We start from the raw sequence: 26,208 nt of genomic DNA, 5'->3' as shown, positions 1-26,208 counted from the left end.
GGCAGTGAGCAGGCCGGGTTCGGGCAACAATCTGAAACAACCATGCAGTTTTGTTAGGCCGATGGCCGCGATTTATTTTCAAGGGTGAAGCGGGTGATAGCGACCAAGAGCAGCAAATTCGACCGGCCGGTGCATCAGCGCCTGGGTCTGGTCGCCCTTTTGGCCGGGACGATGATCGCCGGAGTGCCCTCTATTGCGGCGGCTCAGCGCGCGCAGGCGCCCACGCCCCCCGCTGCGCCTGCGACGCCGCCCGCCGCACAAGTGGCTGCGCCGATCAAGGCGATCAACATCACTGGCCAGCAGCGTCTGGAGCCGGATACCGTCCTCTCCTACACCAAGTTGCGCATTGGTCAGCCTTATACGCGCGAAAGCCTCGATCAGGCGCTACGCGACCTGTTCGAGACCGAGTTGTTCGCAGACGTGCAAATCCGCGATGACGCGGGCGTGCTGACCATCGAGATTAAGGAAAACCCGGTCATCAACCGCATCGTGCTGGAAGGCAACAAGCGGTTGAAGGAAGACAAGATCCGGCCCGAGATCAAGCTTGCGCCGCGCCAGATTTACACGCGATCGAAGGTGCGTGCCGACGTCGCCCGCATCATCGAACTGTACCGCCGTCAGGGCCGTTTTGCTGCGACAGTCGAGCCGAAGATGGTGCAGCTCGACCAGAACCGTGTCGATATCGTGTTCGAGATCAGCGAAGGGCCCAAGTCCAAGGTCCGCCAGATCAACATCATCGGCAACGAGAAGTTCAAGGATGGTCGCCTGCAAGGTGAAATGGCGACCAAGGCCGCGCGCTGGTTCCGTCTGTTCTCTTCGGGCACCAGCTACGATCCGGATCGTCTGGCGTATGACCAGCAGAAGCTGCGTCAATTCTACCTGACGCAAGGCTATGCTGATTTCCGGGTGATTTCCGCCGTAGCGGAACTGACGCCCGACAAGCAGGACTTCATCATCACCTACGTGGTCGAGGAGGGGGATCGCTACAAATTCGGCGACGTGAAGGTTGAGAGCGACATTCGCGACCTGTCCGGCGATTCGCTTACCAAGCTGCTGCCGATGAAGAAGGGCGACTGGTATAACGCGAAGCAGGTCGAGGATACGGTCGACCAGTTGAACGAGACCGCTGGCCTGTTCGGCTACGCTTTTGCTGATGTGTCTCCGGACTTCAACCGGAGCAAGGAAAACCTGACGATGGGGATCACCTTCCGCATCGCCAACGCGCCGCGCGTTTATGTCGAGCGGATCGACATCAACGGCAACACGCTGACGCAGGACAAGGTCGTCCGCCGCGAATTCCGACTGGCCGAGGGCGACGCATTCAACAGCTTCGCCGTCAAGCGCTCCAAGGATCGTATCAATTCGCTTGGTTTCTTCCAGGAGAAGCTGGATATCGAGCAGAAGCCGGGTTCCTCGCCAGATCGCATCATTCTGGAGACCAACGTTGAGGAAAAATCGACGGGCGAGCTTTCGCTCTCGGCGGGCTTCTCCAGCCTGGAACGGTTCATCATTTCGGGATCGATCACGCAGCGTAACTTCCGTGGCAAGGGCCAGGAACTACGCACTAGTGTCAATTATTCCAGCTATTCGAAGTCGGTAGAGGTCGGCTTTACCGAGCCTTATCTGCTCGATAAGAATATTGCTGTGGGTGGCGACATCTTCCGTCGCGATCTCAATAGCTTCCAATATGGTCTTAACAATGATCGTAATACGACATACGAGCAGACCAGCACCGGATTCCAGCTTCGTGCGGGTGTGCCGCTGACCGAATATATGTCGCTGGCGCTGCGCTATGGGTTGAGCTTCGACGATGTGACGTTGGATCGGAGCACTTATTATTCCGATCCGGACGGTGCGGGGCCGTTGCCACTGTCTTGTGATCCCATTCTCGCCGGGCGCTATCTCTGCGATGCTATCGGCAAACGTACCACGTCATCCATTGGTTATTCGTTGATTTTCGACAATCGCGACAACCGCATCCGTCCGACACGCGGGCAGAGCCTGTCGCTCAGCCAGGATCTCGCGGGTCTTGGCGGCAGCGTCAAGTATATCAAGACGCGCCTGAACGCGACCAAGCACTTCAACATCGGTAGCGGCTTCATCGCCAGTCTTTCGGCGGAGGGCGGCTACATCCATTCGCTCGAAGGGGCGCGGTACGACGCCGCAGGCAATTCGGTCGAGCGTATCCGCTTGACGGACCGCTTCTTCCTGGGTGAACCGCAGATGCGCGGTTTTGATATTCGCGGCATCGGTCCCCGCGTTCTGCGCCGTTATTATCAGTCGACCACGGACGCCAATGGTGTCGTCAGGTACGATTTGGGTACGGGAAACAGCAACCGCACCGACGATGCATTGGGCGGTAAGATCTACTACATGGCTCGTGGCGAGGTAGAAATTCCCTTGGGCTCCGGAGCGCGCGAACTCGGCTTGCGGCCCTCGGTCTACGTAGACGTTGGCGCGGTTGCAGGGATCAAGGACCCTGTGCTGATCGGTAACGGCGGCATTTTCCCGGGTTACTGCACGCTGACGACAGGGACGGGTTCGACAGCCACCAGCGTGCGCGGCACTGCCCAATCTGTTGGGAATTGCGGAACCCCTCCCGCCGGAACGACAGCTACGTTCCAGGACGGCACTGCTTTCCAGGAAGATTATGTAGGCGACACGCTCAAGCCGCGCCTTTCGGTGGGCTTTGGTGTCAACTGGAACTCGCCTTTCGGCCCGTTCCGGATCGACATCGCGAAGGCGCTGCTGAAGGAACCAGGGGACGACGACAAACTCATTACTTTCAACGTAGGGACTCAATTCTGATGAAGACCATTTTCAAGGCTGCCGCTCTGGCACTCACGCCGATGACGGCGATTGCGCTGGCAACAGCACCCGCAGTCGCCCAGTCGAAGACCGGCATTGCGGTCGCAAATCTGGAGCAGGCCGTTGGCACCAGCACGGCCTACACCACTGCCCGAACGCAGATGAACACGACGTACAAGGCGCAGATCGATGCGTTCAACGCGCGCAAGGCAGCTATCGATGCCGATCTGAAGGCGAAGGGCACAACGCTGCAGACCGCGATCACTGCGGCCGGCGGCAAGCCGACACCCGCGCTTCAGACGCAGTATGAGCAGTTCCAGCAGCAGCAGCAGGCCTATCAGGCCGAACTGCAGCGTTTGGGTCAGCCAATCGCGCTCGCCAACGCCTATGTCGAAGCGCAGATCACGGCGAAGCTGTCGGACGCGCTTAAGGCAGCGATGACGAAGGCAAAGGTGGACCTCGTCCTTTCGCCCGAAGCGACGGTATCCTATCAGCCTGGCGTCGACATCACGGCTGCTGTCGTGACCGAGTTGAACGCGCTGGTGCCCAGCGTCGGCATCACGCCGCCTGCCGGTTGGCAGCCCAATCAGGGTGGTCAGGGCGCGGCGACGGCTCCGGCTTCTGCACCGGCCAACGCCAACCAGAAGCCGCAGTCGCGCTAAGCGGCGAAGCTGAATGACGGACACTGTTAGTCCCGAAGTGGCCGAAGCGCGTGGCCCCCTGGATATCCGGGGGGTCATGGCCGCTCTGCCGCATCGTTTCCCGATGCTGCTGATCGACCGCGTCGTCTCAATGGTGCCCAACAAGAGCATCCATGCGGTGAAGGCCGTAACGATCAACGAACCGTTCTTCTCGGGGCACTTTCCGGAGCGGCCGATCATGCCGGGGGTGTTGATTGTCGAGGCGATCGCACAGGCGGCCGGCGTATTGGCGGTCGAATCGATGGGCCTGGCCGGAAGCGGCAAGCTCGTCTATTTCATGGCCATCGAGAACGCTAAGTTCCGCTCACCCGTGGAGCCGGGCTGTCTGCTCGACATCCATGTGGAGTTCACGACACTGCGCGGCTCGATCTGTAAATTTTCGGGCAAGGCGATGGTCGATGGCAAGCTTGCTGCCGAGGCGCATTGCACCGCGATGATTGCCGATCCGCCGAAGTAGAGGCGCGACCCGGCTGACTATTGCCTTTTGCGGGGAAACTCGCTAACCGCGCGCCTTCGCAAAGATTTCACGCATCCTTCAGGCCGGTTGGAACCGGCCGCATCCGGAGCAATACTCATGAAGACCGATACGCATCCCGACTACCACTTCATCACCGTCCAGATGACCGACGGCACCACCTATCGCACGCGCTCCACGTGGGGCAAGGAAGGCGACACGTTGGCGCTCGACATCGATCCCAAGTCGCATCCGGCGTGGACGGGCGGTACGCGTCAGCTCGATCAGGGCGGCCAGGTTGCGCGCTTCAACAAGCGCTTCGGCGGTCTCACGCTCAAGAAGTAAGCTTCGGTTTTCCGATATGAAAAGGGCGCCATCGAGCGCCCTTTTTTTGTGCCCGCAAAGATGGGCGGCTTATTGCGGCGGCTGGCTTGCCTGGGGCGGCGTGGTAGGCACTACACGCGGTGCGGGCGTAGCGGGCGGTATATCCGGGATGTCAGGCAGGGTTGGGTCCAGTCCCAGGTTGATGCCATCCGGTCCGAGACCGACGCTGATGTTGCCGATTTCCGTCGCTATGCTGACGTTCGCGACGGAATTGACGATATCGCTGCCGTTCTCCGGCATCACGACTTCCGGCGTCGGCTCATTGATTGCGCGCGACATATAGTCCCGCCACACTCGCGCCGGAACGCCGCCGCCCGCAAAGCCCGGCAGGGACGTGTTGTCGTCATTGCCGACCCACACGGCAGTCACCAAACCCCCTGCGTAACCGACGAACAGCGCGTCGCGATTGTCCTGTGTCGTGCCCGTTTTGCCGAAAGTGCTGGTGTGGAGCGCGGCCGCCGTACCCGTGCCGCGATTGGCGGCGGACGAGAGTAGGTCGCGGATCATCTCCAACTCGCTGTCGCTGAAGGATTTCTGCCGGTTCATCAGCGATGCGACCCAACTGCGTTCCTCTGGCGGCAGCCCATGGGCTTCGACAGGATACGCGCCCGCCGCGACCGCCGCATAAGCCTGCGTCAGTTCCAGAAGCGTGACTTCAGAGGTGCCCAGCGCCGTGGAAAGATTTTCGGCGATGGGGCTGGTGATGCCTAGGTCGCGCGCGACCTTTATGACGTTGCGGATACCCACCTTCTGCGCAAGCTTCACAGCCGCGACATTGCTCGACACCGCGAACGCCTGCCGCAGCGTGATCCGCCCACGATAACGTCCGTCATGATTGGAAGGGCGATATTCGCCTTCCTTGATCGGCGTGTCATCAATCATGTCTTCGGGCGTCATGCCCGCACGGAAGGCGGCAAGATAGACGAACAGCTTGAACGTTGATCCGGGCTGCCTTTTCGCCTGCACCGCACGATTGAAGGCGCTGTCCTTGTAACGCTTGCCGCCGACCATTGCGACGACGGTGCCGTCCGGCTTCATCGACACAATGGCGATCTGCGCCTTGCCCAGCGGAGCACGCCGGACCGCACCCTCCGCTTGTTTCTGCAAGCGGCTGTCGAGCGTCGTCACAATGTCTTGCGCGCCATAGACGGCGCCGGCGCGGTCGCGCGCTTCGGGTAGTACCCAGTCGGCGAAGTAGGTGCCGCTCGTCGCTTCGGGCGTTTCGGTCACATCCAGACGGGCGGGACGCAACTCGTCCTTCGCCATTTGAGTGATGAACCCCGCTTCGACCATCGCCTGCATGACCAGCGCCGCGCGTTCGCGTGCGCCGGATAGATTGGACGTGGGCGCCAGCCGCGATGGCGCTTTCAGCAGTCCCGCCAGCATGGCCGCCTGCGGGATCGTCAGCTTCTCAGGACGACGATCGAAATAATGCTTCGCCGCCGCGCGCAAACCATAGACGTTGTCGCCGAAATAGACATTGGAGAGGTAGCGCTCCAATATCTGATCCTTGGTAAGCCATGCCTCTAGCCAGAGCGCGATCAGCGCCTCGCGCAGCTTTCGTCCGGCGGTGCGGTCGCTGTTGAGGAACACGCCTTTGGCAAGTTGCTGCGTGATCGTGCTGCCGCCCTGACGTGTTCCCGAAAAGGTGTTGCGCCATAGCGCCCGGGCGATGCCACGGGGATCGATGCCCCAGTGGCTGTAGAAGCGCCGGTCCTCGATCGCCATGAACGCCTGCGGCACATGCGCGGGCAACTCGGCGATCGTCACGGGCTTATCGATGATCGCGCCCTTGCGGGCAATGACTGCGCCATCGGCCGACTTAAGCGTGATGCTGGGCGGGGCGATAGGTTTCAGCGAGCGCGAAAGAGGCGCTGTGATCGCAAGCCATGCCACCAGCGCCATGAAGATCGCGAGCATTGCCGCCAACACCCATCCCGCGATCCGCATCCGTCGCCGCCATGAGGTGCGCGGCGCAAAGCTGCTCGGCGGTCCTGCGCCGAAGCTGGAAGGGGGCGGGGGTGTCGCGCCATTGGCGAGAGGTTCAGGAAAAGATGTCATGCAGAGTATTCATACTGTATTATGTACATCATACAGTCAAGTCTTTCGCGACGCTGTTGGAGCCTTGTAATCAGTCGTCGGTTGAACGCTAGTGGACATCGGCGCTATTTGTCAGCTTCTTGCGGCTTTTGAGGAACCCACGTGAAGGCAATGCAGCGCGTGAGCGCCATCTGGCGGGAAAATGTCCGCGTCGACGCGCGGCTATTGATCGCCTTCCTCGCCCTATGTCTTGGCCTTTTCATTTTCGGCAAGCTGGCGTCCGAAGTGATGGAAGGCGATTCCATGGCGCTGGATCATCGTATCATCTCGGCTTTGCGCGTGCCGGGTGATCCAACGACGCCGATCGGGCCGCGCTGGCTGTTGCGGATGGTGCGCGATGTGACGGCGCTGGGCGGATGGACGGTGCTCACGCTCATTACCGTCGCCGTCGCAGGATTCCTGATGGTTGCGCGGCGGGGCGCTACTGCATTGTTCGTGATATTCGCCATTGCCGGAGGGGCGATCCTCAGCACGGCGCTCAAGTCGCTGTTCAATCGGCCGCGTCCGGACATTGTAGCGCATCTGGTGGACGTGCATTCGACCAGCTTTCCAAGCGGCCACGCAATGAACTCCGCGATCGTATATCTGACGTTGGGCGCATTGCTTGCGCGGACGCAGCAGGTGCGGGCGTTGCGCATCTACCTGCTCCTGGTGTCGATCATCCTTGCGCTGATGATCGGCGCATCGCGTGTCTATCTAGGCGTGCATTGGCCGAGCGATGTGCTCGCCGGGTGGATCGTGGGGGCGACCTGGGCCACGCTCTGCTCACTCTTGGCGCGCCGGTTGCAGAAGGAACGGAAGCTGGAGCCGGGCACCACGCCGAAGGTGGCATGAGGCGTTGGCCCTTGAGGGTGCAATGATTATCTTGGTTGCATGATCCGCACTCCACACGATCAGGGACGCCCCCTCACGCCCGCAGAGCGCGCCATGGCGACAAGCATGTTCGGGCAGGCCATCGACCTTGATCCGGTGCGCATCTATCGCCGCAAATGGTGGCCGTTTCATCCGCGCAATGTGACCATGGCCCCACGCGGCGCGATCCACTTTCACCCGAAGGGCGAGAGTTACTGCGACTGCTTCGCCAGCAGCAATCTGGGCTTGCAGGGGCATTTGATCCATGAACTGGTCCACGTCTGGCAGCATCAGCGCGGCATCAATCTCGTCCTGGAACGCCACCCGTTCTGCCGTTACAGCTATACGATCAAACCGGGCTGGAGCCTCAGTCGCTATGGATTGGAGCAGCAGGCGGAGATCGTCCGTCACACATTCCTTTTGCGTCATGGCGTCATTGTGCCGGGCGCGCCGCCGCGCGAGACGCTGGAGAGCATCCTGCCGTTCGGCACGCGCTGAGCGTAACAATCGACGGTTGACCTGCCGGGGCAAAGCAGTCGATCAGAAGCGGGCACAATCCTGAGGACTTGTATGGCCGACACCGCTCCGACCGCTCTGACACAGCGTAGCCGTCTGTTCGCGATCTTCGGCGGCTCCGCGGGCAACCTGGTCGAGTGGTACGACTGGTATGTCTACTCCGCCTTCGCGCTCTATTTCGCGCCGGTGTTCTTCCCGAAGGGCGACTCCACTGCGCAGTTGCTGAACACGGCGGCGGTGTTCGCGGTCGGTTTCCTGATGCGCCCGATTGGCGCGTGGATCATGGGGGTTTATGCCGACCGGCACGGGCGTAAGTCTGGCCTTACGCTGTCGGTCGGCCTGATGTGCGGCGGGTCGCTGCTGATCGCGGTGACGCCAGGCTATGCCAGCATCGGCTATTGGTCGCCCGCCCTGCTGATCCTCGCGCGGCTAATGCAGGGGCTCAGTGTCGGCGGCGAATATGGGGCCAGCGCGACCTATCTTTCCGAAATGGCGAGCCAAAAGCATCGCGGTTTCTTCTCCAGCTTCCAATATGTGACGCTCATCATGGGGCAACTGCTGGCGCTCGCCGTGCTGTTAGTGTTGCAGGCGACGATGGCCGAAGCGACGTTGGAAAGCTGGGGCTGGCGCATCCCGTTTTTGATCGGTGGGGCGCTTGCGATCGGCGTTCTCTATCTGCGCCGGCGGCTGATGGAGACACAATCGTTCGAGGCGGCGAAGACGAGCGAAGCGCCGAAATCAGGTATGTTCGCGCTGTTCAAACATTATCCCGGCCAGGCGTTTCTGGTCATCGCGCTGACGGCGGGCGGCACACTCGCCTTCTATGCCTATTCGACTTACATGCAGAAGTTCCTGGTCAACACCTCGGGATTCAGCCGGGAGACCGCGACCGGCATCATGGCCTGCGCACTGTTCGTCTACATGCTGCTCCAGCCAGTCGTCGGCGCTTTGTCCGACCAGATCGGGCGGAGGCCCATCATGATAGGCTTCGGGGTATTGGGCGTCCTCGGCACCGTGTGGATATTCCGCTCGCTCGAAACCGTGCGCAGCCCGGTCGAGGCGTTCCTGCTGGTCCTCTTCGCCCTCACCATCGTCAGCGGCTACACTGCGATCAATGCAGTCGTGAAGGCGGAGCTTTTCCCTGCCAATATCCGCGCTTTGGGCGTCGCGCTGCCCTACGCGATCGCCAATGCGCTGTTCGGCGGGACAGCGGAATATGTCGCGTTCGACTTGAAGGGCAGGGGCATAGAGTCGACGTTCTACTGGTACGTCACCGGGATGATCGGCGTCTCACTGATAGCTTTTCTCTCGATGCGTGATACCAGGCAGCATAGCCTGATCGACCGCGACCTCGACTAGCCTGCGAGCAAACTGTTCACCCATTCGGGCACGAGAACACTGGCAGGACCGATCCGGGTGTCATGGAAGTAGATGCTGCCCGCCGAAGGATCGAGATTAAGCTCCAGCGTTTCGGCACCGACATGCCGCGCCGTCTGGACGAACCCTGCGGCAGGATACACGGCCCCCGACGTGCCGATGGAGACGAATAGATCCGCCTCCCGCAGGGCCGCGTCGATCCGCTCCATTTCATAGGGCATTTCGCCGAAAAACACGATGTCGGGCCGCAGGCTATGCGCATTGCAGAAGGGGCAGGCAGTCCCCGGCGGCATCGGATCATGCCATAGCTTCGACGCACCGCACGCCGCGCATAGCGCCGACATCAACTCGCCATGCATGTGCAGCATCCGGTTCGCCCCGGCACGCTCGTGCAGATCATCCACATTCTGCGTCACGATCAGCAATTCGCCCGGCCACTGATGATCCAGTTCCGCCAGCGCCTCATGCGCCGCATTGGGCGTAACTTCCGCCAGCTTCGCGCGCCGCTCGTCATAGAAGCGGTGCACCAACTCCGGATTGCGCGCCAGGGCTTCGGGCGTGCACACGTCCTCCACCCTATGCCCCTCCCAAAGCCCGTCCGGCCCGCGAAAAGTGGCAAGGCCGCTCTCGGCGGAGATTCCTGCGCCCGTGAGGATGACAATGTTGCGAATGTCTGGCATCCGCGCATCGAAGCATGACAGCAGCAAGGGCGCAACAGCGATGACCGCAATTGGTATTTACGGTGCGGCAGGACGCATGGGGCAGGCGATCGCCGCCGCCGCGCACGAGGCGGGCGTGGGGATCGCGGGCGGAGTCGACCGGGCAGGGCGACGCGGGGAGATCGCACCCGGTCTCGCCATCGGCAATGATCCGCTGGCACTTGCCGAAGCGAGCGGCGTGCTGATCGACTTCTCCTCGCCGTCGGCGCTCGGCGATCATCTCGACGCCTGCATCGCCGCGCGCCGCCCGATCGTGATCGGCACGACCGGGCTGGAGCACGTCCATCATGCGCTGATCGATCAGGCGGCGGAGCAGATCGCGATATTGCAGACCGGGAACACGTCGCTCGGCGTCAATCTCCTCGCCGCGCTTGTGGAGGATGCTGCGCGGCGGTTAGGCGACGACTGGGACATAGAAATCGTGGAGATGCATCACCGGCATAAGGTCGATGCACCCTCCGGCACCGCCTTGCTGCTCGGCGAAGCGGCGGCGAAGGGCCGAGGGATTGCGTTGGCCGACAGCAGCGTGCGTGGCCGCGATGGCATAACCGGCGCCCGTGAACCGGGCAGTATCGGCTTTGCATCCTTGCGTGGTGGATCGGTTTCAGGCGACCATCAGGTAATCTTTGCGGCCGAAGGCGAACGCATCGAACTCTGCCATCGCGCCGAGAACCGCAGCATCTTCGCGCGCGGGGCAATCAAAGCGGCGCTGTGGCTCGCCGGGCAATCCGCGGGGCGTTACGACATGAAAAGCGTCCTCGGCCTCTGACGCGCATGAAGAAAGCCGATATCTTCGAATTTTATTCGCGACTTGCGGAAGACAACCCGGTGCCGCAGACCGAACTTGCCTATGGCAACGACTATCAATTGCTGGTCGCGGTGACGCTGTCCGCGCAATCCACGGATGTCGGCGTGAACAAGGCCACGCGGCTGCTCTTCCAGCAAGTCGAGACGCCCGAACAGATGGTGGCGCTGGGCGAGGAGGGCCTTAAACAGCACATCAAGACCATCGGCCTGTACAATGCCAAGGCGAAGAATGTGATCGCCCTGTCCGAGATGTTGGTCCGCGATTTCGGCGGCAAAGTCCCGCAGGATCGCGACCTGCTGACGACGCTGCCCGGTGTGGGGCGCAAGACTGCCAATGTGGTTATGAACACGGCGTTCGGAGCAGAGACTTTCGCCGTCGACACGCACATCTTCCGCGTCGGCAATCGCACCGGTCTTGCTCCAGGTAAAAATGTGGTCGAAGTCGAAACGAAGCTCGACAAGCAGACGCCCGCACCCTTCCGCCGCGACGCGCATCACTGGCTGATCCTGCACGGCCGCTATGTCTGCAAGGCGCGGAAGCCCGAATGCTGGCGCTGCATCGTTGCGGACCTGTGCCGCTATAAACCCAAGACGCCACCGCCGGCGAAGGTCATCACCGCGCCGTTGGCAAATTGAAGCATTTTGCCGCTGGCGCTCCGCCAACGCCTTTGCTAAGCGACCCCAACGGCGCATCGCCCAAGCACCCGTAGCTCAGCTGGATAGAGCGCTGCCCTCCGAAGGCAGAGGCCACAGGTTCGAATCCTGTCGGGTGCACCACTTTCATCTCAGTACCTGCATGGTCGCGAAGTGGGCTGCCTAGAGGCAGTTTTGTCGGGCCTTTCCCGTGACTTACTGCTGCCTCGTTTGTGGAGCGCGAAATGCAGACGCTTCCAGTACTGTTCATGGGCGCAAATATGCCCGATATCTGGAATCCCTTTGTTGGTAGCCGCGAGATTTGTGAGTGGCCCGAAACGAGAAGGGCGAGGCCATGGCCTCGCCCAGATGCATCAGGTGTTAAAGTAATCAGGTGATGCCGAACACGGCTCCCTGCTCGGACCAGAGCAGCGGAAGATTCTTGGTTCGTATCAACTCGGTGCGCGAAAGCGACGCCGGCTGCCGACCCTCGATGATGGCGGTGATGATCTTAGGGGACAGAAAGCTCGTCCGCAGCAGGTCGGCCAGATAGTGGCGACCATAGCCGAGTCTCTCGGCGACGGCATCGAAGGATCCGCCATTTTCCAGTTCACGCCGTGCGGCAAAGGCCTGTGCGATCAGCTTGAGCAGCGCGGCGTTAGGTGATGGCATGTCGTCGTGCGCCGGCGGCAGCACCAGTTTGATCTGTCGGCCGGATCGCGCGAAGCCGATGGGCACGGTTATCTCCGGTGAGGTAAGGCTGGCATCGATGGCGCTGAGGTCTGCTGTGATGGTGAGATGCGCTTCGGAAAGATCGATGCGCGTGATCAATTCGAGAAAGGCGCGGCGTTGCACATGGGGTAGGCCATGGATCTGCTCGATGGTGTCGTTCCCCGCTTTCTTCAGCTTTTCGATCGCATCGCCTGACAACGCACCCGAGGCGATGCTGGCGGCGATGGCGTCGCCAATCCCGCTTGCCAGTCTCGCTGCCACCAGTGTTTCGATGTCCGGCGCGCTGATGCGCCAGCAGGGTTCATCCCGATCATCGCCCTGCAGTCCCGATACATAATAGCGATAGCGCTTGCCGCTTCGCGCTGCATGACTGGGCGACAGGCGACGGCCATGTCCATCCCATAGCAGTCCCGCGAGCGGACTTGGCTCGTCGGTATTGACGCGATGGCTGCGCTCCACCCGCGCCTCGGCAAGCTGCTGCTGGACCTGGTCGAAGAGATGAGGCTCAATGATGCCTTTATGTTCGCCCGCATAGATGCGGCCTTTATGCACGACCTCTCCGACATAAAGGCGGTTCTTCAGGATCGCGTAGAGCGCACCGCGACTGAAGGCGCCACCGCCATAGCTGCGTCCATGCCGGTTGATGCGCATTCGGCCATGGATACCCTGATGCCGAAGCTCGGTCATCAGTTGCAGCGCTGAGCCAAGTTCGAGATAGCGGGTGAAGATCAGGCGCACGATGTTGGCCTCGTCAGGCTCCACGTGCAGCTTGCGATCCTCCAGCCGATAGCCAAGCGGTATGACACCGCCCATCCACATGCCCTTGGCCTTCGATGCGGCGATTTTGTCACGGATGCGCTCACCCGTCACTTCACGCTCGAACTGGGCGAAGGAGAGCAGGACATTCAGCGTAAGCCGTCCCATGCTGGTGGTGGTGTTGAACGACTGCGTCACCGACACGAAGCTGGCTGAGGCGGCATCAAGTATGTCGACGATCCTGGCAAAGTCCGACAGGCTGCGGGTGAGGCGATCGACCTTGTAGACGATGATGATATCGACACGCCCGGCTTGTACCTCGGCAAGCAGGGCTTTCAATCCAGGGCGCTCCATCGTGCCGCCTGAGTAGCCGCCATCATCATAATAGTCGGGCACCAGTGACCAGCCTTCATGCCGTTGGCTCAGGATATAGGCGGCACAGGCCTCACGCTGCGCGTCCAGACTGTTGAACGCCTGATCCAGTCCCTCCTCGGTCGACTTGCGGGTGTAGATGGCGCAGCGCAGGGCGCGCGGAGCTGTGTTATCGGCCTTACGCATCGGTCGTCGCCCTCGACCGAGACGTGAGGCCGAAGAAGCGCGGTCCAGACCAGGTCGCGCCAGTAATCAGGCGTGCAATGCTGCTGAGCGAGGCATGTTGCTGCTCGCGGTAGAGGAAGCCTTTTTCCAGCACCACGACATGGTGACTGACGCCCCCCAACTCCGGACCAGCCTTGTGCCCGGTTTGATGCGAATGGAAGGACCGGACGTTGCCTCGCCGGTCCGGCCAAGCTGGCGGCAGAGGCGCTCGATCTCGCGCAAGGTCGCTGGTCTATAGCCACCGTCAGCTTTCTCCTGCAGCTTACTCGCAATGCCGCGGCGGAGCAGGTCTGTGGTGAGCGATGGGGCAGGGGCCTTGTAGAGCTGCAGCCATTCTGAGCGCAGCTGGGCCGAGGAGAGGGAGGGAAGCGCGGCGACCCGCGCTTCCATGGTTGCCCGCTTCATGCTGCGACCTCGGCGTCGAGGGTGTAGCAGCTTACCTCGTCCCGCTTACCCCGCACGATCGCATGCCCCTTCTTGCGCAGGCCCGTCAGCGCCGCGCGCGTCGTATGCGGCAGCCAGCCAGTGACGGCGGTGAGCTCGTCGAGAGTGGCACCGCTCTCCCGGCGCAGGAGCTCGAGCACGTCGGACGTTTTGGTGCGGGCAGGAGCTGGCTTGGCAGGGAGCGGCACTTCAGGCGCTGGCACCTCAGGCGGGGCCGGGGGTGCAACGACTTCGGCAGCGGGTGCGGCGCCATTAACTTGGGCGGATGTGACTGCCGGACTGTCACTACCATCGTCAGCAGTATCCATCGCGATAGCCGCTCGCCCGGCTTCGGTGATGACGACGCCGAGCGCGCGGTCGCCTTCGGTGCGCCAGGCATCGGCGCCGGGGGCAAGTTCGGCCTCTGCAGCAAGGCCGCGGCGGATCAGCGCTTCGACCGCCTTGCGGATGCGGGCAGGTCCCTCGCCCAGTGTCTCGGGCGGTGGCAGCAGGCTGCCATTGTCACGGCGTGCAGCAGTGGCAAGCAGGATCAGCTGAATGTCGGTCAAGCGGGTGATGCCAGTCATAGGTGGTCTCCTTGTGTCAGAGCAGCCTGATGCTGCTCCCACCACCCAAAGCCCCGTGGGCCTTAAGCCATCGGGGCAGGGGCTTTGAGATCTGAGCCCCGTGTTCAACATGAATAGCGTTCGCTCTGTTCGGCAGCGATGTCGAATGGAAAAGCGACGGGTCAGCCCACAAAGTGCAGAGCCTGCAAAAGCTGCGTCTGGACTGTGCCACGACATTATCGCTTCTGGCACGCAGGAGGTGCACCCCGATGCAAGACGACGACTGCAATGCCCTTAACAGTGCCTTGTTCGCACTGCTCACCGCCAAGTTCGAGGATGCCGCAGCCTTTGCGGTAGAAGGGCAGAACCTCCGCTGCCGACATGTCGCCGACCTTGTCGTGCAGATGCGGCATCTCACAGAGCAGGCTGTGAAGCTCGTCGACGCGATCGACGTGGTGGATAACAGCCGCTCTTGACCGGCACAGCAATCGCTGCTGGTGCCAGAGCCATGGACCAGCCCGATCACACCGCCATCTTCACTGCCGTGCTTGCCAAAGCCCCGCAGTGGATCCGGCATGACCTCGCCTCAAGCGACGCAACCATGCGCGTGCGCGCTGAGGAAAGTCTTGCGGCATGATTGCCGGCGCGTTAGGCGCGGATCAGGTGCCACTGGCTAAATGACATAGTCCAAGTCGAGCAGCGAACCGTCGGCTTTTCGGCAAGAGCTGGGACCTTCGCGACCGTCGGCTTACCGGCAGTTGCAAAGAAATAGCTGACGTCCGCCCAGGAACTTGGCGCCCTAATATCAATGTTTTAAGGTGAGACATTCCTACCGTTCCCGTCGGAACCCGAGGCATAGCGTTCCCTGTTCCGTCGACGACCGACGCGAAGGTACGTGCACGACGCTACAGTGACCGCATGAGATAGCGCAACTCATTCTGCACACCACTGGACAACAAAGACACAATTGGTTCACCACCCTGGAGTTGAATTGGGGGGTATCAAGTGGCGACTCGCACTGTCGGTGACACGGACGAACAGACTTCAGTTTTTCAGAGCGATCTGCCCATCGACGACAAGCTGGACAGAGCGAGGATGGAGCTGCTCGACCTGTCGGCTAGGAACCGCCTCCTCAACATGCCGCGGTCCGAAAAGAGCGCGAAGGCCGTTCAGGTCGTCGATGAGAAGAGCGCTCAGATATTCAGACTGCTGGTCAGCGAGGGAAAGGTCTTCACCTTCCTCGCCGGACGCCTATCGCCGCAGAATACCGCTGAGGGTGAGGAGGAGCCGGACGAGATCGCAGATCTCGCCCAGCCGGAAGATGACGAGCTGGATGAGAAGGGACGAGCCTCCCGCCATGTCGACACCCGTCTTCAGACCCGCCTGACCTCTAAGGGGTTGCAGAAGCGGCTGCTCGAACTCTTCTACGACGCCCGCACCCTCGAAGAGGAGCAGGGCGTTAACATTCTGTATCTCGCCCTTGGCGCGTTGAAGTGGATCGACCCTCAGAACACGGCCAATGTGCGCTACGCACCACTGCTTCTCGTCCCGGTCTCACTCGAGCGCGGCAACGCTGGCGAGAAGTTCAAGCTGCGGGCCCGTCAGGAGGACTTCGCCGCGAACCTATCACTGGAGGCTTATCTCGACCGCGTTCACGGTATCCGGCTTCCCGCGTTCGAGGCGACCGACGGTTTCGACTTCGACGGCTACGTCGCCGGGGTGGCCGACGCCGTCGCCGCGAAGCACGGCTGGGAGGTCATCGCCGACGACGTGACGCTCGGCTTCTTCTCGTTCGCAAAGTTCCTGATGTATCGGGATCTCGATCCGGCGAGTTGGCCCGCAGGATCGCTGATTGGCGAGCGGCCGCTGATCCGAGGGCTTCTCGCCGAGGGCTTCGAGGGCAGCGACGGCATGATTCCGGAGGATGCCAAGATCGACGGCTTCATCCCGCCGGCGGACATGCTTCATATCGTCGACAGCGACAGTTCGCAGGCGCTGGTCGTCCATGAGGTCCGTCAGGGACGGGACATGGTGGTCCAGGGTCCGCCCGGCACCGGAAAGAGCCAGACGATCGCGAATATCGTGGCGTCTGCGGTGGCGGACGGCAAGACGGTGCTGTTCGTCGCCGAGAAGATGGCCGCGCTGGAGGTGGTGAAGCGTCGCCTTGATGCGACGGGCGTGGGCGACGCATGCCTCGAATTGCACAGCAACAAGGCAAACAAGCGCGCGGTACTCGACGAGCTCCGCCGCACTTGGGAGCTTGGAGCGCCACGCGGCCAGGAGCCAGGCACGTTGAACACTCGCCTTCTGGAAGCGAGGGATCAACTGAACGGGCACGCCGACCGCATGCACCGTGCCCATCCGGTCGCGGGACTTACCCCGTTCCAGACCATAGGGCAGCTCATCAGGCTGCGGCTCGACGGCGAGCGTCCCAACGACGTGCGGCTCGAGAGCGCCACTTCTTGGAGCGCGGACGGGTTCACGGACAGGCGCTCCGTTCTCGCCGAATTGGCGGAGAGGGTCGAGGCCATCGGCATCCCCTCTGAACATCCGTGGCGCGGCGTCGGTCTGGCGGCGATCCTTCCGATGGACGTGGAGCGTCTCGTCGCCCGCTTGGCGGGCGTCCTTGAAGGATTGACCGGTCTCGACGCGGCGCAGCACGCCTTGGCCGAGACGCTTCAGGCGGAGCCGGCGCCCCGCCTCGCGGATGTCGCCCGGCTAGTGAAACTGGCGCGGCGCGTGGCGAGCGCGCCGGACCTCACCTCGACCGCTCTATCCAGCCAGGCCTGGCCGGACCATCGCTCTGAGATCACGGCCCTGCTTGATGTGGGCGCCCAGCATGCGGCCATGCGCGACGAATTGCGCGACGCTTTCCTGGAGGAAGCCTGGACGACCGACTTCGAGGAGGTGAGGGAGACGCTGGAACCGCTGCCCGGTGATTTCGACGCCGAGGCGTTCGCGCTGGTCGCCGACGTCGCGAGGCGTCTGCCGACGCTGCTGGCTGCTGGGTCAGCCCTCGCTCGCGCGGTAGGGCGCGAGGCCCCGGCCACGCTGGTCGACATCCGCCGTCTCGTTGACGTGTCGGAGCGGGTCGCGGCTGCGCCGGAGGCCAACGCCGAGGTCTTCGCGGCCGACCTGTGGGAGACTGGCGTCGAGCGTGCCGGTGACCTCGCGTCGACGGTGGCGAAGTTGGAGGACGCGCAAGCTCGCACCCGCGGCTGGCTGCTCGACGGCGCCTGGGACGCCGATCTGTCGGCGGCTCGTTCCACGCTAGCATCGCACGGCACGGGATTCCTCCGGATATTCAGCGGCGAATGGCGCCGCGCCAACCGGCTCGTGCGCTCCTTCCTGACGAACCCCGAACAGCCGCTGGAGGACACGCTCGGCCAGCTAGATGCGCTAGCGTCTGGGCAGGCGGCCCGGCGAGAGATCGAGTCCGACGACGCGTTGGGGCGCGTCGCCTTCGGAGACCATTGGCGTGGTGCGAGGACGTCGTCCGAACCACTTGTCGCGATCGTCGACTGGATGCGGTCGCTCAAGGGGCTCGGCGCCGAACCCAGGATGATCGCGGCTCAGAAGCCGGACGCCGCCCGCGTATCGTCCGAAATAGCGACCGTCACTGCGGAACTGGGCGACGCCTCGAAGGCGGTGATCGAGTTACGCGACGTGCTGAAGGGCGCCTGGACCGTGGTGTTCGGCGAAGCGGGCGCTTCCGATAGGGCGGACTTGAACGCCGCACTGGCGAGAACGGCCGGCATCGCGGGGGCGGACCGCATCACTGCTGCGGTCATGCAGTCTGTATCGTCGACGCTCGATGAGCGTCGGACGTTGCTGGGCCGGATCGTCGAGGGTCAGGAATTCGCGGCACAGCTGGTTGCGGGAGGGAGCCTCGGGCGCCTCGCGTTCGGCGAAGCATGGCACGGTCCTTCATCCGAATGGGAGCGGCTGACTAGCGCAGCCGAGTGGATCAGGGCCAACGACGACATCCGGATGCTGGCGAGCCGTCTTGCGGACCGCGCAGAGCCCGCCGCCCGCGGCGAGGCGATCGAGGCGGATGTGAGGCTACTTTGCGAAGACGTGGCCCAGATCCAGGCCGATCTTATGCTAGATGCGACCCAGGCGGCCGGCTTCCCGGCGCTCGTCGAAGCTCCGATCTCTGCTCTCGTAGACCGCCTTCAGCTATGGGCGTCGAGCGGGGAGCGTATTTCGAGCTGGGTCGCGTATCGTGACCGCGCAGAAAAGGCGGCCGAACTGGGGTGCGGCGACGTGGTTGAGAGGCTACGCGACGGTCGACTCTCCACGGTGCAGCTCATACCCGCGTTCGAGATGGCCTATTTCGAGGCGATCTACGCCGATCAGGTGCGGATCGAGCCGGACCTTGGCCGGTTCGACGGGACAATGCACGGAAGACTGGCCCGCGAGTTCGCGGAGATGGACCGTCAGCGCATCGCCGCCGCCGGCGTTGAGGTCGTCCGTGCCCACCACCGGGCGGTCCCGCCGCGCGACGGCGGTTCGGTGGGTCCGCTGGGCGTCCTGCGCGGGGAGATGCAGAAGCGGCGTGGACACATGCCCATCCGCCGTCTCATGGAAAAGGCGGGCCCGGCGGTGCAGGCACTGAAGCCAGTGCTGATGATGAGCCCGCTTTCCGTCGCCCAGTTCCTGACGCCCGGCGAGTTCTACTTCGACCTGCTGGTCATGGACGAGGCGAGTCAGATCCAGCCCGTGGACGCGCTCGGCGCGATCGCCCGTGCGAAGCAGGTCGTGGTGGTCGGCGATCCCAAGCAGCTACCGCCAACGGCCTTCTTCGCCAAAATGACCGGTGCAGGATCGGAGGACGAGGAGGATGATGGTACCCGTGTCGCCGACATCGAGAGCATCCTCGGGCTTTTCACCGCGCGCGGCCTGCCGACGCGGATGCTCCGGTGGCACTATCGCAGCAAGCACGAGTCGCTGATTGCGGTCAGCAACCGGCAGTTCTACGAGAGCAAGTTGTTCATCGTGCCAAGCCCCTATACGGCCGAGGCCGGCATGGGACTTCGCTTTCACCGCATACCCGAAGGTATCTTCGACGCGGGCGGGACGCGCACCAACCAGGTCGAGGCCAAGAGGGTGGTGGAGGCGATCGTTGCGCACGCCCGCGAGTATCCTAACCTCTCGCTCGGTGTTGCGGCCTTCTCGGCCGCCCAGCGTCGAGCCATCCTCGATCAGCTGGAACTGCTGCGGCGCGATCTGCCGCCGGAGCTGGACAGCTTCTTCCAGGGGGCCCATCCAGCGGAGCCCTTCTTCGTAAAAAATCTGGAGAACGTGCAGGGCGACGAGCGTGATGTGATCTTCATTTCCGTCGGCTACGGCCCGACGGTGGCGGGCGGCCGCGTCCCGATGCGCTTCGGACCGCTGGGGACGGAGGGCGGCGAGCGGCGGCTCAACGTCCTCATCAGCCGCGCGAAGCAGCGCTGCGAGGTGTTCTCCTCCATGACCGACGAGGATATCGATCCCGATTTTGCGGCGAGCCGCAAGGGCGTCTTCGCCTTCAGGATGTTCCTCCACTATGCCCGCACCGGCCGCCTGACGATCGCGGAGAGCACTGGCCGCGATCACGACAGCGTGTTCGAGGAGCAGGTCGCCAAGGCGCTGCAGGCGCGCGGCTACCAGGTCCATCGCCAGGTGGGCCTAGCTGGCTTCTTCATCGATCTCGCCGTCGCCGACGTGGAGCGCCCGGGGCGCTACCTCATAGGCATCGAGTGCGATGGCGCCTCCTACCATGACGCCCGCTCGGCACGAGACCGCGATCGGCTCCGCCAGTCGGTGTTGGAGAGCCACGGGTGGACGATCCACCGCATCTGGAGCACGGACTGGTTCCAGCGGCCCAACGAGCAGATCGAGCTCGCCGTCGCCCGAATTGAGGCGGCCAAGGCCGAGCACGACGCCGCCGCTGAGAAGCGGCATCACCGTGCCGTACCTATTGACGTGGTGACAGTCGAGCGGGAGGACGTGACGGAGATCGGGCTAGAGAGGGCCGTGACGCCCGCTCTTACGGAGGACAACCTCTATGTCGAGGCGGTCTTGACCCGTCCCGCGCACCGGTTGGAGGAGCTGCACGAAACGCCGATGGGTCTTCTGTCAGAGCTTGCCGAGCAGGTCGTCGCGATGGAGGGACCGGTCCACATCGACGAGGTTATTGACCGGATCAGGGACGCGTGGGGGCTGAAGCGCGCCGGTGCCCGCATCCAGTCTGCCATTGAGCGGGCCATCGGCATTTCCGCGAAGATGCAGCGGATCGTGGCGGAGGGCGAGTTCCTAGATCTGCCAGGGCGTGAACCGGTCGTGCGCGATAGGAGCGCGACAAGGTCGCCGATGCTTCGCAAGGCGGAGATGCTCCCACCCTCCGAGATGCAGGCAGCTGCGACCCGGATCGTGCGGGAGAACTTCGGCGCGACCGCCGATCAGGTGGTCCAGGCCGTCTCCCGTGCCTTGGGCATTCGATCGACGAGCGCGCAGGTCAAGGGTGTCATCCTCGAGGCGGTCGAGGCGGAGGTCGGCGCTGGCCGTCTCGCATGGCAGGGGGACATGCTCGTGCCAGCGAACTGACCAACCGCGTCAACTTCGGGCCGCGTCCGCGCGCGGCTCGATGAAGCGCAGAATTGCCACCACGGTGTCGAAGATTAGCCGGGCTTCATGCGCATCGATGAGATCGTTGTCGTGGGCGAAGGATCGGTTGTTACGGATGTCGTTGAATTGCTGGAGGATGCCCATGGCGTTTTTCAGTATCTGATGCGTCATGGGGCGCAGATCCCGGGTCTCGATCAGCCACTTCACGTATTTTCCCACGCGGCTCTGGAGCGGTTCCTCTCGCACATGGGATAGTCCCGCCTCGTCGAGGTGGTAGGTGAACCGCTTCATGCAGTAGGTGTGGAGGCGGTCGAGCGCAGCAGCGTGGCGCCCGGCCGCGACGTCCCGGTTTATTGCCTCGATCAGCTGATCCAGCGTAGCGTTGTCCGCAAAGGCGACGAGTGCATCCGTGTCGGACAGGTTGGCTTGGCGCTCCAGCCGCTCGACGACCTGCATGTAGCGCTGCCGCACGATACTGGGGCGCGGTTCGACGATCTCGCCGGGCGTCCAGCCACGTTGCTCGCGATGATACCACAGCGCCCGCAGCAGTTGGGCCGCGGGAGCGGGTTCGACGGTTTCGATGATGTGGCGGAGGCGGTTTGCCTTTGACGTTCCACGAGCGGCATAGGCGGAATCCTCGACGTCGATCTCGAGCTCGTCTCGCACCAAGCCGGCGAACTCTCGGTTGGTGAGGTCCATCACGTATCCCGAGGACATACCTAGCAGCTCTTCGATGCACATCCGGTCCTGTCGGGGTAGCGTCGGCATTCTCAGCGATCCTCTGAAGGTTGCGGTGAGGCTTTAGCGGTTCTGTCGATCAGACGCGACCAGCTATCAGGCATACGGAGACGAGCAGTCCAAAGGCCATCGCACCGGATGCGAAGCATGCGATCCAGAAGCCCCGCTCCGCACTGGCCACCGGGTTGGTGACCATCCGGTCGTATTCCCCTTGGTCTAGGAAGCGATACAACCGGTCGCGCCATTCCGACCTCAGCGTCCGCTGGAGCCTGAGGAAGTGTACGCCGCTTGCGATGATTGTGCCGACATACACCGCTAACACGAGACCTATGCTGATAGCCGCTGCGGGCACCCACTCACTAGTCGCCGGCGCCGTGAGGCGAGCCACGATGATGCCCAAGTTGGCCACGACCGATGCGGTGACCGCCGTCGCGAGGCCGCGGGTGTTCTCTGCCAGCTTGGCGGTCTCGTCGCCTATCGCCTTACGCAGATCCGCGAGTGCCTTCAGCGTGTCCTTGCTCTGCTGCGTGACGCCGAAGTTGTAGGCGATCTTCGCGCTCTCCAGCGCCTTGCCCGTCGAGGCGGCTAGATCGTTCGCAGTCCCTCCGGTCAGTGCAGTGCGCGCGATCTCCGCCGCGAGAAGGCCGTGCCTGTTTTCGGTCTCGCGCGCATTCTCATACACCCACTGTGCTGCCTCCTGAATATTTTCCAGACCGCTCGCTTCCACCATAGGGCCTGTATCTGGAGCGAAACGGGTCACTGGCGGGCCTCGGAAGAGCAGTTGACCTTCCGGCTCCACCTCGTTGGCGATCGCCTGGGCGAGGCGCTCTACGGACATTTTCCGCCAGGGCTCGATCCCCCAGCCGTTGATCTCCGCTTCCGGCTTCCGCAGCATCCAACGGCTGAGGTCGTTCGGAAATCTGGTGCCGTCGTCGAGCACGCGCACGACCTTTCGGGGTGACGCGGCGACGTCGCGAGGTGTGAAGGCGGTCGTGTCGCCCCAAGGGGCGAACCTAGTCGAGTGCGTTTCGAAGGCGGCATTGAGGCCGTGAATCCAGACGCAGCAGGCGAGATTATGGCGGACTAGGGCGGACGCTAGGCCGGCCCGCGTCAGCAGTGCCTCCACTCCCTCCGGGATACCAGGCTTCTGAGCCTTAACGGTGATGCCGAAATCCTCATCGCTGATGGCCCCGGGATCCATCCGCCCGCCCTCATCGGATACGCTGATGTCAGCCCAGCCGTCCGCGACGAGAAGGTCGAGAAGGCGCCGGACGTCGGCGCCGTGCAACTGGTTCAGCACGAGCCCGTCGCGCGTCTCCGTCAGCGCGACGTCTTGGTCTGCCGCCAGGGCCTCGATGGCTTCAGCTAGGGCGGATCTTGACCGTGTCATCTTCGACCAATCGATTTTCGGTCCGCACAGTGAAGACCGCGCCTTGTTCTGTATCCTCTCGGAACACGGTCCTGCCAAGCTGTGCCTCGTCGTATTCGAGGCGCGTGCCTTCGGCCGTCTTCACCTTGTGGCGCGGCGCGACTTGCAGCGCATCTGGGTCAGGCCTGAACTCCACGTCGGTGAGATTGCATCGCTTCAATTTCCCTCGCGCGACCCGGCCGAAGCGGGCGATCGTCTCCTCGTCCGCCGGCCGGCCGGCGCCGTGAAGAAGCGCGTCCACCACATCGTCGTTCGAAACCACGCCGCGCGCCCTCAGGGCCTGCTTCGCCCGTGCGAGTGCCTGACCAACGTTTCGGTTCGGCAGGCTGTCACGAACTTCATTTAACGTGCTCCGCATGGCTTCGTTCAGCCGAGCGCTTAGCTCTGTGGTGCTCCGAGCCCGGCTCACGCCAAGGTAATTCTCGAAATAGTCCGTGAGGTCCGGAGCCTCAGCCATGCGGTCCGTCGCGGAGACCATGTCCTCAATCGTGCCATCCCGGTACCGCGCCATGCAGAACTTTTGGACCGCACGCTTCTCCTTCACGAAAGCCTGAATTATCTCGCGTAGGACGTTATGACCGTCCCGCTGAGATAGTTCGACGACGGCCCGGTAGTCGTATTTTATGAGAGCGTAGAGGATGTCGCCTTCTATTTCCGTGGAGAGCTGGAAGACGAAGAACGCGCCGGGCGTACTCTGCGTCGGATGGTCGTGCCAGAACAGCCTGGCCAGTTCCTGTCCACCTGCCTCGAAGTCGATATCTTCGGCGCCCATCTGCTGCAGGACGGGCCGGACGTTGGAATGTTCGGTGAACCGATGGACGGCGGATGCCGCATGGTCGATTATGCGCGACTGGAAGAATTCCTGCTGCTGAACCGGGGTCTCCGGCGCGCGCTGGAAGTCTATGCGCTTTCCAACGAGATGGATGATCATCCGGTCGACGTGCAGCGAGCCGATTTCCGGATCCGTCAGAAAACTCACGCGTCCATCCCCCGCTGCGCATCCAGGCCGATGTCCACCGCCTGATCAGAATGCCGATACTCCAAGAAGGGAGGACGAAGAAGGAGAATATTTCTAGGATCTAGGTGAGGATTGCTGCCGTCGGGTTTATGGACGAAGTGGAGGAAGCCGCGCCTCTGCTTATGCCGGCGAACCTACTCTTTGGTTCGTCGCTGGACGATGGCCATGCTGAGAATCAGACGGTTGATCGAGGGGTCATTCAGATCGGTCGCGTTCTGCGACTAAGAGTCACCCGCAAACCCGTGAACGGGACGGCAGGTACCGCGAATTTCCCAACAGAATGGCAAGTTTTCGAACGCGAGCTGCCGCAATAGCGGACCGACCGCACATGGGCATTCGAATTTGGAGGCTGAGCGTCCGGGAAGGCTCGAACATCGAGGCTCATGATCCGGTGATTACCTCTTCGATTGATCAGGAGGATGCAGACCCAATCGCCGGAGCGAGTCGGTCCACCAGGATCGCGCTGGCCTGATTGAGCCCGATGACCTCCACCGCCATGCCATGATGCCGCATTTTCGTAACGACGTCCTCTAATGCACCGACCGCCGTGACATCCCACAAATGGCTGGCGGTGAGGTCTATGCGAACCTTTGCCGCAGCATCGCGCAGATCGAATCTATCGGCGAAGATGTCCGCGCTCGCAAAGAAGATCTGGCCCGACACCGTGTAGGTCCGCATGTCCGTCGCCTCGTCATAATTGACGCTCACATTCATCAAGCGCGTCACCTTAAAAGCGAAGAACACCCCGCTCAACAATACTCCTACAGCGACACCTGCGGAAAGGTCGTGGGTCGCGACCGTGACAACTACAGTTGCCACCATGACGATGCCGGAAACCTTTGGATGTCGAGCCAGATCGCGGATCGAGGTCCATGAGAAGGTGCTGGCCGATACCATGATCATGATCGCAACGAGCGCCGCCACAGGCACCTGCGCGACCCATGGCCTGAGGGGAACCATCACCAGCAACAGGAACGCGCCAGCGACCAGGGTGGAAAGCCGGCCTCGGCCACCATAGCGCACATTACCGACCGTCTGACCGATCATACCGCAACCCGCGATGCCCCCGAACAGCCCGGCGGCGACGTTGGCGAGGCCCAGCCCCGTGCACTCTCGCGCTTTGGAGCTCGTGGTTTCGGTCAGGTCATCGACCACGCTGGCGGTCATCAGGGATTCAAGGAGGCCAACCGCCGCCATGGCGAGCGCATATGGCGCCACGATGCACAGGGTCTGCCAGTCGAATGCCACCGCGGGGAATGTGAAAGAGGGCAGCGATGATGGCAGCCGGCCAAGATCGGAGACGGTGTGGATAGGCATGGGGAAGGCAATGCTTATCGCAGTCAGGACAAGAATGCAGATCAAGGGCGAGGGGATGGCCGTCGTGATGCGCGGCAGCAGATAGATGATCGCCAGGCCGCCCGCGATCATCGCATAGCTGTGCCACGTCACCCCCAACATCTGTGGCACCTGCGCCGAGAAGATGAGGATGGCGAGCGCGTTGACGAAGCCCGTCCGCACAGACCGCGAGACGAAGCGCATCAACACGTTGAGCTTCAGGAGGCCGAAGACGATCTGGAACAGTCCGGCCAGCAGTGTCGCGGCAAGCAGATATTGCAGGCCATGGGCATGGACCAATGCCGCGGCAACCAGCGCCACCGATCCCGCCGCGCCGGAAATCATCGCAGGACGTCCGCCAGCGAAGGCGATGACGATGCCGATTACAAAGGAGGCAAACAACCCCACCTCCGGGTCTATTCCCGCCACGAAGGAAAAGGCGATGACCTCCGGTATCAGGGCAAAGGTGCCGACCATGCCGGAGAGGATGTCACGCCGGGCGTTTGGCCCGCCGTTGAGCCATTCGGTGCGATCGCGCGAAAGAGCTGTGTTGTTCATGTTGAAAACCGAGGAGTGTCGCAGAGGCGGAGCGGCAGCAAACAGGAGGAGCGCTGCGACATACATTGTCCGGCGGATCGGCGGCCGGAATAGCCA

Annotated in this window: 20 protein-coding genes, 1 tRNA gene, 1 pseudogene and 1 other annotated feature (1 of these 23 cut by a window edge); of the genes and pseudogenes, 13 read left to right on the top strand and 9 right to left on the bottom strand. The window is 62.6% G+C overall.

The features are described from left to right. Positions 1 to 93 precede the first annotated feature (93 nt). From bamA to rpmE, 4 genes are all read left to right on the top strand, one after another. The gene (gene bamA / locus C1T17_RS13950; protein WP_411269239.1) at positions 94 to 2,808 is read left to right on the top strand and encodes an outer membrane protein assembly factor BamA; all 2,715 of its coding nucleotides are present in this window, start codon (positions 94 to 96) and stop codon (positions 2,806 to 2,808) included. After that, complete coding sequence (locus C1T17_RS13945; protein WP_104953962.1) at positions 2,808 to 3,470, top strand: OmpH family outer membrane protein; 663 nt, start codon at positions 2,808 to 2,810, stop codon at positions 3,468 to 3,470. The genes bamA and C1T17_RS13945 overlap by 1 nt, the downstream gene beginning before the upstream one ends. Before the next feature lie 13 nt (positions 3,471 to 3,483). Further along, positions 3,484 to 3,966, top strand: coding sequence for a 3-hydroxyacyl-ACP dehydratase FabZ (gene fabZ, locus C1T17_RS13940; RefSeq protein WP_104953961.1), 483 nt, complete (start codon positions 3,484 to 3,486; stop codon positions 3,964 to 3,966). A 117-nt stretch (positions 3,967 to 4,083) separates the two neighbouring features. After that, positions 4,084 to 4,308, top strand: coding sequence for a 50S ribosomal protein L31 (gene rpmE / locus C1T17_RS13935; RefSeq protein ID WP_104953960.1), 225 nt, complete (start codon positions 4,084 to 4,086; stop codon positions 4,306 to 4,308). 69 nt (positions 4,309 to 4,377) lie between these two features. On the opposite strand, the gene C1T17_RS13930 is transcribed toward rpmE, so the two are convergent. After that, the gene (locus C1T17_RS13930) at positions 4,378 to 6,408 is read right to left on the bottom strand and encodes a transglycosylase domain-containing protein (RefSeq protein WP_104953959.1); all 2,031 of its coding nucleotides are present in this window, start codon (positions 6,406 to 6,408) and stop codon (positions 4,378 to 4,380) included. Positions 6,409 to 6,558: 150 nt separating this feature from the next. Here C1T17_RS13930 and C1T17_RS13925 point away from each other — a divergent pair, with 150 nt between their 5' ends. The 3 genes from C1T17_RS13925 (at position 6,559) to C1T17_RS13915 (ending at position 9,174) form a co-directional block, all read left to right on the top strand. Further along, complete coding sequence (locus tag C1T17_RS13925) at positions 6,559 to 7,281, top strand: phosphatase PAP2 family protein (protein WP_104953958.1); 723 nt, start codon at positions 6,559 to 6,561, stop codon at positions 7,279 to 7,281. 39 nt (positions 7,282 to 7,320) lie between these two features. Continuing rightward, the gene (locus C1T17_RS13920) at positions 7,321 to 7,797 is read left to right on the top strand and encodes a vgr related protein (RefSeq protein WP_104953957.1); all 477 of its coding nucleotides are present in this window, start codon (positions 7,321 to 7,323) and stop codon (positions 7,795 to 7,797) included. Between the two features lie 72 nt (positions 7,798 to 7,869). Further along, on the top strand, positions 7,870 to 9,174 hold the full coding sequence (locus C1T17_RS13915) for an MFS transporter (protein ID WP_104953956.1): 1,305 nt from the start codon (positions 7,870 to 7,872) through the stop codon (positions 9,172 to 9,174). Here the strand turns inward: C1T17_RS13915 and C1T17_RS13910 are convergent. Beyond that, on the bottom strand, positions 9,171 to 9,872 hold the full coding sequence (locus C1T17_RS13910) for an NAD-dependent deacylase (RefSeq protein WP_104955235.1): 702 nt from the start codon (positions 9,870 to 9,872) through the stop codon (positions 9,171 to 9,173). The two genes, C1T17_RS13915 and C1T17_RS13910, sit on opposite strands and share 4 nt — an antisense overlap. Positions 9,873 to 9,912: 40 nt before the next feature. Here C1T17_RS13910 and dapB point away from each other — a divergent pair, with 40 nt between their 5' ends. From dapB to C1T17_RS13895, 3 genes are all read left to right on the top strand, one after another. Further along, a complete protein-coding gene (gene dapB, locus C1T17_RS13905; protein ID WP_104955234.1) occupies positions 9,913 to 10,680 on the top strand; it encodes a 4-hydroxy-tetrahydrodipicolinate reductase in 768 nt (255 codons plus the stop codon). A 5-nt stretch (positions 10,681 to 10,685) separates the two neighbouring features. Then, on the top strand, positions 10,686 to 11,354 hold the full coding sequence (gene nth / locus C1T17_RS13900) for an endonuclease III (RefSeq protein WP_104953955.1): 669 nt from the start codon (positions 10,686 to 10,688) through the stop codon (positions 11,352 to 11,354). Between the two features lie 64 nt (positions 11,355 to 11,418). Beyond that, positions 11,419 to 11,495 (top strand) — tRNA-Arg (locus C1T17_RS13895). Positions 11,496 to 11,741: 246 nt separating this feature from the next. On the opposite strand, the gene C1T17_RS13890 is transcribed toward C1T17_RS13895, so the two are convergent. The 3 genes and pseudogenes from C1T17_RS13890 to C1T17_RS13880 all read right to left on the bottom strand — a co-directional run bounded on the left by C1T17_RS13890 (position 11,742) and on the right by C1T17_RS13880 (position 14,446). Beyond that, a complete protein-coding gene (locus C1T17_RS13890) occupies positions 11,742 to 13,397 on the bottom strand; it encodes a recombinase family protein (RefSeq protein WP_104953954.1) in 1,656 nt (551 codons plus the stop codon). After that, a pseudogene (locus C1T17_RS13885) lies at positions 13,390 to 13,826 on the bottom strand (DUF2924 domain-containing protein). The gene C1T17_RS13890 and the pseudogene C1T17_RS13885 overlap by 8 nt, the downstream one beginning before the upstream one ends. Before the next feature lie 11 nt (positions 13,827 to 13,837). Continuing rightward, entirely contained in the window at positions 13,838 to 14,446 is a 609-nt protein-coding gene (locus C1T17_RS13880; protein ID WP_104953953.1) for a DUF3489 domain-containing protein, read from the bottom strand. A 248-nt stretch (positions 14,447 to 14,694) separates the two neighbouring features. On the opposite strand from C1T17_RS13880, the gene C1T17_RS13875 reads away from it, so the two are divergent. From C1T17_RS13875 to C1T17_RS13870, 3 genes are all read left to right on the top strand, one after another. After that, positions 14,695 to 14,901: a hypothetical protein gene (locus C1T17_RS13875; protein WP_104953952.1), complete on the top strand. Its 207-nt coding sequence runs from the start codon at positions 14,695 to 14,697 to the stop codon at positions 14,899 to 14,901. Then, complete coding sequence (locus C1T17_RS21350; protein ID WP_189338609.1) at positions 14,898 to 15,062, top strand: hypothetical protein; 165 nt, start codon at positions 14,898 to 14,900, stop codon at positions 15,060 to 15,062. The genes C1T17_RS13875 and C1T17_RS21350 overlap by 4 nt, the downstream gene beginning before the upstream one ends. Before the next feature lie 368 nt (positions 15,063 to 15,430). Then, complete coding sequence (locus C1T17_RS13870) at positions 15,431 to 21,013, top strand: DUF3320 domain-containing protein (protein ID WP_223262616.1); 5,583 nt, start codon at positions 15,431 to 15,433, stop codon at positions 21,011 to 21,013. A gap of 9 nt (positions 21,014 to 21,022) precedes the next feature. On the opposite strand, the gene C1T17_RS13865 is transcribed toward C1T17_RS13870, so the two are convergent. From C1T17_RS13865 to C1T17_RS13845, 4 genes are all read right to left on the bottom strand, one after another. After that, complete coding sequence (locus C1T17_RS13865; RefSeq protein WP_104953951.1) at positions 21,023 to 21,802, bottom strand: abortive infection family protein; 780 nt, start codon at positions 21,800 to 21,802, stop codon at positions 21,023 to 21,025. A gap of 49 nt (positions 21,803 to 21,851) precedes the next feature. Beyond that, entirely contained in the window at positions 21,852 to 23,162 is a 1,311-nt protein-coding gene (locus C1T17_RS13860) for a hypothetical protein (RefSeq protein ID WP_104953950.1), read from the bottom strand. Next, positions 23,134 to 24,180, bottom strand: coding sequence for a hypothetical protein (locus C1T17_RS13855; protein ID WP_104953949.1), 1,047 nt, complete (start codon positions 24,178 to 24,180; stop codon positions 23,134 to 23,136). Before C1T17_RS13855 ends, C1T17_RS13860 begins: the two co-directional genes overlap by 29 nt. A 450-nt stretch (positions 24,181 to 24,630) precedes the next feature. Next, positions 24,631 to 26,112 (bottom strand): SulP family inorganic anion transporter, encoded by a 1,482-nt coding sequence (locus tag C1T17_RS13845; protein WP_104953947.1) that lies wholly within the window; start codon positions 26,110 to 26,112, stop codon positions 24,631 to 24,633. A 63-nt stretch (positions 26,113 to 26,175) separates the two neighbouring features. Further along, positions 26,176 to 26,208: a sequence feature (sul1 is cis-regulatory element that is thought to sense ions involved in sulfur or methionine metabolism; They are found in Alphaproteobacteria), on the bottom strand (it continues 23 nt past the right edge of the window).

Origin of the sequence: Sphingobium sp. SCG-1, from assembly GCF_002953135.1 — a bacterium.
Taxonomy (GTDB): domain Bacteria; phylum Pseudomonadota; class Alphaproteobacteria; order Sphingomonadales; family Sphingomonadaceae; genus Sphingobium.
The sequence above is the reverse complement of the archived record's forward strand: the minus strand, read 5'-3'. Positions and strand labels throughout refer to the sequence as shown.